At 73.6% G+C, this 6,314-nt stretch carries 9 protein-coding genes; 1 reads left to right on the forward strand and 8 read right to left on the reverse strand.

Features of this window, described 5'->3' with window-relative positions:
* Positions 1 to 171: 171 nt before the first annotated feature.
* From mutM to ACL03H_RS19125, 6 genes are all read right to left on the reverse strand, one after another.
* Positions 172 to 1,086 carry a bifunctional DNA-formamidopyrimidine glycosylase/DNA-(apurinic or apyrimidinic site) lyase gene (gene mutM / locus ACL03H_RS19100; protein ID WP_412812636.1) on the reverse strand — a complete coding sequence of 305 codons (915 nt, stop codon included), beginning with the start codon at positions 1,084 to 1,086 and terminating at the stop codon, positions 172 to 174.
* 134 nt (positions 1,087 to 1,220) lie between these two features.
* Positions 1,221 to 2,021: a ribonuclease III gene (rnc, locus tag ACL03H_RS19105; RefSeq protein WP_412812637.1), complete on the reverse strand. Its 801-nt coding sequence runs from the start codon at positions 2,019 to 2,021 to the stop codon at positions 1,221 to 1,223.
* Between the two features lie 17 nt (positions 2,022 to 2,038).
* A complete protein-coding gene (gene rpmF / locus ACL03H_RS19110; protein ID WP_184481814.1) occupies positions 2,039 to 2,221 on the reverse strand; it encodes a 50S ribosomal protein L32 in 183 nt (60 codons plus the stop codon).
* 2 nt (positions 2,222 to 2,223) lie between these two features.
* The gene (locus ACL03H_RS19115; protein ID WP_412812638.1) at positions 2,224 to 2,802 is read right to left on the reverse strand and encodes a YceD family protein; all 579 of its coding nucleotides are present in this window, start codon (positions 2,800 to 2,802) and stop codon (positions 2,224 to 2,226) included.
* Between the two features lie 299 nt (positions 2,803 to 3,101).
* On the reverse strand, positions 3,102 to 3,839 hold the full coding sequence (locus ACL03H_RS19120; protein ID WP_412812646.1) for a DivIVA domain-containing protein: 738 nt from the start codon (positions 3,837 to 3,839) through the stop codon (positions 3,102 to 3,104).
* Between the two features lie 204 nt (positions 3,840 to 4,043).
* Positions 4,044 to 4,484, reverse strand: a complete 441-nt coding sequence (locus ACL03H_RS19125; RefSeq protein ID WP_412812639.1) for a guanyl-specific ribonuclease — start codon at positions 4,482 to 4,484, stop codon at positions 4,044 to 4,046.
* 103 nt (positions 4,485 to 4,587) lie between these two features.
* Here ACL03H_RS19125 and ACL03H_RS19130 point away from each other — a divergent pair, with 103 nt between their 5' ends.
* Positions 4,588 to 5,043, forward strand: coding sequence for a GNAT family N-acetyltransferase (locus tag ACL03H_RS19130; RefSeq protein WP_412812640.1), 456 nt, complete (start codon positions 4,588 to 4,590; stop codon positions 5,041 to 5,043).
* On the opposite strand, the gene coaD is transcribed toward ACL03H_RS19130, so the two are convergent.
* Together coaD and rsmD are read right to left on the reverse strand one after the other, a co-directional pair.
* The gene (gene coaD / locus ACL03H_RS19135; protein WP_412812641.1) at positions 5,040 to 5,531 is read right to left on the reverse strand and encodes a pantetheine-phosphate adenylyltransferase; all 492 of its coding nucleotides are present in this window, start codon (positions 5,529 to 5,531) and stop codon (positions 5,040 to 5,042) included. The genes ACL03H_RS19130 and coaD overlap by 4 nt on opposite strands.
* Before the next feature lie 73 nt (positions 5,532 to 5,604).
* Entirely contained in the window at positions 5,605 to 6,198 is a 594-nt protein-coding gene (rsmD, locus tag ACL03H_RS19140) for a 16S rRNA (guanine(966)-N(2))-methyltransferase RsmD (protein WP_412812642.1), read from the reverse strand.
* Between the last annotated feature and the right edge of the window lie 116 nt (positions 6,199 to 6,314).

Below are 6,314 nucleotides of genomic sequence, written 5' to 3' on the forward strand. Positions count from 1 at the left end.
GCGCGCACCACCCGCGAGCGGGAAGGCCACCGCGGTTCGCCGGACCTCGCCGGTTCACCGCGACGGGCCGGCCGACGGCGCGGGGACGAGCGCCTCGAACCCGGTTCCCGGAGCCCGCCGCTACCGCACGCGGTGCGCCCGCCGGTCACCCGCGCTCAGCGGGGGCAGCCGTCAGCGGTGGGCGTTGCGGGGTGCGGGTTGGCAGGCGGGGCAGGTGTAGGAGGAGCGGTTCATGAACGCGTCGCGGCGGACCGGGGTGCCGCAGCGCGGGCAAGGCCGGTCGGCCTGGCCGTAGACCGCGAGCGAGCGGTCGAAGTAGCCGGACTGGCCGTTCACGTTGACGTACAGCGCGTCGAACGAGGTGCCCCCGGCGTCCAGGGCGCTGCGCATCACCTCGGTGACCGCCGCCAGCAGGGCGCGCACCTCCGGGCGCGTCAGCGTCGCCGTCGGGCGCGCCCAGTGCAGCTTCGCGCGCCACAGCGCCTCATCGGCGTAGATGTTGCCGACGCCCGAGACGAGGCTCTGGTCCAGCAACGCGCGCTTGATCCCGGTGCGGCGGGAACGCAGCTTCTCCACCACCGCTGCCACGTCGAAGACCGCCTCCAGCGGATCCGCGGCGATGTGCGCGACCGGGGTCGGCAGCAGCACGCCACCGACCTCCACCTGGTCCGCCAGACTCAGCCCGCCGAAGGTGCGCTGGTCGACGAACCGGAGTTCGGGGCCGCCGTCCGCGAAGGAGAACCGCACCCGCAGGTGCTTCTCGTCCGCGGTGCCCACCGGCTGCACCAGCAGCTGACCGCTCATCCCGAGGTGGGTCAGCAACGCCTCGCCCGGCGCCTCGGCCGCGCCGACGAACTCGGTGCCCTGCGGGGCCTCGTCCTCGGCCAGCTCCAGCCACAGGTACTTGCCGCGCCGCCGCGCCCGCAGCACCTGACGGCCGGCCAGCCGGGCGGCGAAGTCGTCGGGGCCGGGGACGTGCCTGCGCACCGCGCGGGGGTGCAGCACCTCCACCGCGGACACCGTGCGTCCGGCGACGTGCTCGGCGACACCGCGCCGGACGACCTCGACCTCGGGCAACTCGGGCACGCGCCCACCTTCCAGCACAGCCCGGCGGAGCCGGGAAAAGCGGAACGGCCGGTCGAGCAGAGGATCCCGCGGCGGGAAGCCGCCGGAGAATCCACCGCTCGACCGGCCGTCGAGCCGACCTCACCGCGGTGCGGTCAGGCCGAACCGTCCTCGCCACCGGCGGGCTTCGCGTCGACCTGCGTCGCGTCGCCTCCGGTCGCTCCGTCCTCCGCGGCCTGCTGCCGCTCGGACAACGAGCGCCAGGCCGCCTCGGCGGCCTTCTGCTCGGCTTCCTTCTTCGTCCTGCCCTCGCCCTCGCCGAGGGTGTCCCCGGCGACCGACACGAACGCGCTGAACTCCTTGCGGTGATCAGGCCCGCGCTCCTGCACCCGGTACTCCGGGACGCCCTGACCGGTCGCGGCCGTGAGCTCCTGCAGGCTGGTCTTCCAATCCAGCCCGGCACCGCGCTGCGGCGCCTCGCTCAGCAACGGCCCGAACAACCGGTAGATCATGTCCCGGGCGACGTCGATGCCGTGCTCCAGGTACACCGCACCGAGCACCGCTTCCAGGCTGTCCGCCAGGATGCTCGCCTTGTCCCTGCCGCCGGTGAGCTCCTCGCCCCGGCCCAGCAGCAGGTACCGCCCCAGCCCGCCCTCGCCGAGGGTGCGGGCGACGCCGGCCAGCGCGTGCATGTTGACCAGGCTCGCGCGCAGCTTCGCCAGCTGCCCCTCCGGCAGGTCCGGGTGCTCCCGGTACAGCCGGTTCGTGATCACCAGGCCGAGCACCGAGTCCCCGAGGAACTCCAACCGCTCGTTCGGCGGCAGGCCGCCGTTCTCGTACGCGTAGGAGCGGTGCGTCAGGGCGAGCGTGAGCAGCTCGGCGTCGAGTTCGACGCCGAGCGCTTCCATCAGCGGGGCCCGGTCCACCGGGCGGTTCCGGGACTGCTTTCCCCCCACGCCGCGACCCGCGGGCGTCAGGCGGGCTGGACGACCTGGCGGCCGTCGTACTGGCCGCAGGCCGGGCAGACGACGTGCGGCAGCTTCTGCTCCCGGCAGGCCCGGTTCGAGCACTGCACCAGGGTCGGCGCGGTGGCCTTCCACTGGGACCGGCGGTGCCGGGTGTTGGAGCGGGACATCTTGCGCTTGGGGACGGCCACGGCTAGTTCTCCTCTTCGTTTCCGCCGAACCGCTCACGCAGCGCGGCCCAGCGAGGGTCCATCGTCTCATGGGTGTGATCGGGGCTGAGCTCGGCCCACTTCACCCCGCACCCGGTGCACAGCCCCTGGCAATCCTCGCTGCACACCGGAGAGGTCGGCATCTCCAGCAGCATCGCGTCCCGCACCGCGGGCTCCAGGTCGATCAGCTCGTCGACGACGCGGCTGACCTCGTCCTCGTCGGTGGTGGCGTCGGTGGTGCTGTCCGGGAAGGCGTAGAGCTCCCGCAGCTCGATCTCGATCTCCTCGGAGATCGGGTCCAGGCAGCGCGAGCACTCACCGGCGAGATCCGCCGCGGCGGTGCCCGAGATCAGCACTCCTTCCACCACCGACTCCGCCAGCAGGTCGAGCTCCACGGGGGCGCCCTCGGGCACCCCGATCATGTCCAGCCCGAACCCGGCGGGCGCCGGAGCGTCGCGGGTGTAGCTGCGGCTGCTACCAGCGCGGTGCCCGATCTCGCGGGTGTCGAGCACCCACGGGCCGACCTGCGGAGCGGAGCTTGCGGCGTCACGGTTCTGGGACATCACGGATCTCGTCGAAGCGGAGGGGCTGGTCAGGTTGCCGGTCGGCCGCCGCCCGGGAAGACCCGGCGCGGTGGCGCGATGGCGGGAACGGCCGAGGGCCGTCCGGCACGCCGAGCTCCGGCCGGGGCCGGGCGCTGCCGCCCCACCGGCCCGGTCCGCACCGGTCCCGGCAGGACCGGGAGGCGGGATCGACGGGCGCGACGTGGGAGCGAACGGCGACCGGAGCACTCCGGGACGGACCTCGCACGGCCATCGCACCAAGCGTACGCGACGCCCCCGACCACGGACGATCGCCCCGGTCAGTTCTCCTCGTAGGAGACGGCGCCGGACCGGGACTCCTCGTAGTCGAACGGGACGCCGACCGGGCTGCGCAGCTGCTGGCGGCCCTTGCCGACGGTGCGCAACGTCCGGCTCAGCAGGTCCTCGAAGTCGGCCAGCCGCGAGTCCACGTAGGCGTCGCACTCGCCGCGCAGCCGCTCCGCGTCCTCCTGGGCGGCGTCCAGGACGCGCCGCGCCTCGGCGTGCGCGGCCTGCGCGACCTCGGTCTCGGCGACGAGCCTGGCCTGCTCCGAGCGGCCCTCGTGCACCGACTGGTCGTAGGCGGCGCGTCCGGCCTGCACCATGCGGTCGGCCTCGGACTGGGCGCGGCCCACGTAGTCCTCGTACTCGCGGCGCCCGGTGGTCACCGACTCCTCGGCGCGGGCGCGGGCGTCGGCGATGAGCTGATCGGCCTGCTCCTGGGCGTCGGCGAGGACCTGCTCGGCCTCGGCGCGCGCCGAGGACAGCGTGCGCTCCGCTTCCGAGCGGGCGTCGCCGAGGGCCTTGCCGGACTGGGCCTCCGCCTTGGAGACCACGTCGTCGCGGTGGTCGAGCACGTCCTGGGCGTCGTCGAGCTCCTGCGGGATCGCGTCCCGCACGTCGTCGAGCAGCTCCAGCACGTCGCCGCGCGGGACGACGCAGCCGGAGGTCATCGGTACCCCGCGCGCCTCTTCCACGATCGTGACGAGCTCGTCCAACGCTTCGAAAACCCGGTACACCTCGAACTCCCTGCCGTCGTAGCCGCCCGGAGCGGCAAGCATGACACCACACCCCGGCCCCGGGGATCACGGGTCGGCCGATCTCCAGTGTGCCGCCGGGAGCCGGGCGAGGCCCGGAAGCCGCGCAGGCGTGTCCCGTTTCACGCGATCAGGGCCGCCCGCCCCCGAAGGACGAGCGGCCCTGATCGCTCGGGGAGCACCGGTTCACGAGTCGACGTTCGTGATGGCGAAGCTGTCGTAGTGGTCCTCGGTGTAGAAGTACTCGCCGCCGTCGCCGACGACGAAGCGGCGGGCGCCGCGGTCGTCGCTGCCGGGGGTCTCGACGGTGTACTCCTTGTAGTAACCGTCCTCGCAGTCGGGCAGGATGCCCTCGCGGTTGGAGAAGGTTCCGCCGTCCTGGGGGTACGGGTACGGGCCGCCGGCCTTGATCAGATCGACGGTCTCGGTGGCCTCCGGGGGCAGCTCGGAGAGGTTCACCGACTCGAATCCGGAGGTGTCGCCGCAGGAGACCGCCGCGATCCGCTCGGTCTGGGCGGGGGCGAGCTCCGGCGTGGCCGAGAGCGCGGTCGCGGAGACGCCGAACAGGCCCACGACGGCGAACAGGCCGGCGAGCAGGACGTTCAGGGCTTTCGACGAGATCTTCATGGCGCGGACGCTAACCCGCGGTCATGATCACCTGGCTCGTTGTCGTGAACACGAAGCCGACCGCGCCCGGAGTTCACCCGGCCGTGGCGCTACGGTCGGGGTCGTGACCTCTCCCGTTCTCCGGCGGGCCGTCGAAGCCGACCTCCCCGCCATCGTGGACCTGCTCGCCGACGACTCGCTGGGGCGAACCCGCGAGCGGCCCGGCGATCCCGGCTACGCGGCGGCGTTCGCGGCGATCGACGCGGACCCGAACCAGCTGCTCGCGGTCGCCGAGCTGGACGGCGCGATCGTGGGCACGCTGCAGCTGACCTTCATCCCCGGGCTCTCGCACGCCGGGGCCACCCGGGCGCAGCTGGAGGCGGTGCGGATCCGCGCGGATCGACGCGGCGGCGGACTCGGCCGCGAACTGGTGGAGTGGGCCGTGCGGCAGGCCCGCCAGCGGGGCGCCCGGATCGTGCAGCTCACCAGCAACGCCTCGCGGCAGCGGGCGCACCGGTTCTACGAGCGGCTGGGCTTCGAGCTCAGCCACGTCGGCATGAAGCTGGACCTGGGCCGCTAGCCCTCGGCCTTGCGCTCGGCGACGCGCTCCACCAGCCGCTGCTCGATCTTCGGCGGGACGAGGCTGCCCACGTCCCCGCCGTAGGTCGCGACCTCCTTGACCAGCGAGCTGGCCAGGAAGCTGTAGAGCGGGTTGGTGGACATGAACAACGTCTCCACCCCGGACAGCCGCTGGTTCATCTGCGCCATCTGCAGCTCGTAGTCGAAGTCGCTGACCGCGCGCAGGCCCTTGACGATCGCGGCGATCCCGTTGGCCTGGCAGTAGTCCACCAGCAGGCCGTGCCAGGAGTCGATGCGCACGTTCGGCCAGGGCTCGGTGACCTCGCGGAGCATCTCCAGCCGCTCGTCCACGGTGAACAGGCCGCGCTTGCTCTTGTTCACCAGGACCGCGACGACGACCTCGTCGAACAGGCCCGCGGCCCGCTCGATGATGTCGAGGTGGCCGTTGGTGGCCGGATCGTAGGAGCCAGGACACACCGCACGCCTCATGGAGCCGGACGTTAGCACCGGGGCGAGCCGCGCTCCGGCCGGACGTGGTGCGGGTCACCGGCGACGGGAACGATCAACCCACCGGTTCGTCCCCGGTGCCGTCCGGAGCCGCCTCGTCCAGGAACGCCCAGTGCACCGCGGTGTCGCCGTAGCGGCGGGTGCGGTCGGCGCGGAGCGGGGACGGCCAGTCCGGCTCGCCGCCGCGCGCGGACTGCTCCAGCACGACCAGGCCGCCCGGCGCGGTCCAGCCGCCGGTGGCGAGCGCGGCGAGGACCTGGGCGAGCCGCGCCGGGTCGAGGTCGTAGGGCGGGTCGGCGAGCACCACGTCGAAGGGGCTCGCGGGCGGGACGGCCAGCGCCGTCTCGGCCTTGGCCTGCTCGACCGCGACCTGGTGGAAACCGAGGGACCCCGCGTTGCGCCGGATGATCTGGGCGGCCCGGCGGTCGGCCTCGACGAAGGTCGCGTGCGCGGCGCCCCGGGACAGCGCCTCGAGGCCGAGCGCCCCCGATCCGCCGTAGAGGTCCAGCACCCTGGTGCCGTCGAGGTCCACGGCCGACTCCAGCGCGCTGAACACGGCTTCCCGGACCCGTTCCGAGGTGGGGCGGGTTCCGCGCGGCGGCACCTCGATCCGACGGCCTCCGGCGCTGCCTGCCACGATCCGCGTCACCGGCCCATCTTCGCACCGGCCGCGCCGCCCCCGGTGCGGGGTGCCGCACGCGCGGAGGGGGGGGGGGGGGGGGGGGGGGGGAGCCCCCCCCAGGAACCAAGAGGGGACGCGTACAC

It is taken from the genome of Saccharopolyspora antibiotica, from assembly GCF_047200635.1.
Classification (GTDB): Bacteria; Actinomycetota; Actinomycetes; order Mycobacteriales; family Pseudonocardiaceae; genus Saccharopolyspora_C.